Annotated in this window: 1 protein-coding gene; it reads right to left on the bottom strand. The window is 33.6% G+C overall.

The window, feature by feature from the left end:
* The coding region (locus tag Q4503_RS18735; protein WP_303603185.1) for a cache domain-containing protein at positions 1–888 on the bottom strand (888 nt) is incomplete at its 3' end.
* Between the last annotated feature and the right edge of the window lie 862 nt (positions 889–1,750).

Here is a 1,750-nt window from a genome sequence, read left to right as displayed (position 1 = left end):
ACTCAGATCAGTAATACCATTCTTCACTTCTAAAACTGATTGTTGCATTTTATCTACAAATAAGTTGAATCCTTTTGCTACTTGTCCAACTTCATCTTCAGAATATAATTTTAAACGGCGAGTTAAGTCACCTTCACCTTGGCTAATGTCATCTAAGGCATTTGCGGTATCACATAAGGGGCGGGTGATTTTAGCGGAAACATAAAGACTGATAAAAATCACAAGTACGATCAAAGCAGCACCAACAGTTCCTATAAGCACCATGGCTTTATTAATACTTGTATCAATCTTCATTCGAATGCTGGCAACTTCACTTTCAATATCATCAATATAAAAACCCGAGCCTACCATCCATTGAAATTTTTCTATTGGTTTTGCATATCCTAATTTTGCAACATCCCTATTGATAGATGGTTTGTTCCACATAAATTCAACATAATCACCCCCTTTTTTAGCACTCTCTATTAGTTTTTTGATGAAAGGAGTACCTTGAGGATCTTTGGCATCATAGAGGTTTTTCCCTTCAAGTTCGGGTTGTGCTGAGTGCACGACATTTTCACCATTATATTGAAAAACAAATATATAACCATCACTTGATTCACCATAATCAATACTACGCAAATAGCCTGCGACTTCATTTTTTATTTGCTCATCATTAATCCCACTCGCTTGTTCAACTAAACTGCTCACGGCAGACAATGATATATCAACGTAATTTTTAAGGGTGGCTCGTTTATCCTCCATCATAGTAATTTTAGTATTTTTAACTTGTTCTTCGCCAAGTTCCTGGAGTTGGATATTGACCAAAAACATAATAATTAATACTGCGAGCGTTATAGGAGCTATTGTAAGCAACAAAATTCTTTGCTTAATACTTAATGTGTTCATGATCACCCTTACTGGTTGGTGTGCTTTATAAGCAGGTAAAACTAAACGTTAAATTGATAGAAGATTTCAACATACCTATTTATAAATATTTATTTCTACAAAGTAGTACGTATAAAACTTTATTTTAGTATTAGAAATGACTCTAATCGATAAAAATTAATATTCATAAGTGACGTGAATTCAATCTAACCGACACATACTTTATTTAAAGCATCTACTTACATTGTAGGAAATATTATTATAATTTCCACTTTTTCATAATATTTCTAACTGCTTTTGATGTCAAAGCTTATTGTTTAAGTTAATGTTTAGGCTGTGTTTTATGATGGTAAATATAAGGAATAGCTTTTTGAACTTGCCTTATAACTATAGGTTTACCATTTTTGAAGCTATTAGGTTGCATCGGATTTAACGTTAAGTTTTCTATCCAATTATTACCACTTGTCATTTGAATGGGGGGCAAGGAGATTGAGTAAAGTTGTATCACTATCGAGTTCTGGTAATACTCTGCTTGCACTAAATGATACTCTTGGTTTTATATTTTACTCACCTATTTTGTCGCGCTGGCTCAAGTAACCTTATAATCACTAATAGAGGTATTATTATCAGTAGGTTGGTTTGTTATGGCTACATTTCTAAAAGTATCAAACCGCGCTTGCGTCATAAACTCTTCAAATAACATGGCGTATCTTCTCATAAACGGATGCTATTTTAGTTCAACTTAGCAGCTTGTTTACGCTTGAAGACGGGGATATTGTTGCCGGTAGTGAGTTTATAGGTAAAGTAAAAAAGGCAATCAAACACTTATCTCTGCTTCATGGTTGGCTAGCTAAACCTATATATAAGTGTATTAATAAGAGCG

The sequence above is a fragment of the Colwellia sp. 6_MG-2023 genome (assembly GCF_030547765.1).
Classification (GTDB): domain Bacteria; phylum Pseudomonadota; class Gammaproteobacteria; order Enterobacterales; family Alteromonadaceae; genus Colwellia.
Note: the sequence above shows the minus strand (reverse complement) of the source record. Positions and strands in the feature narration are given on the sequence as shown.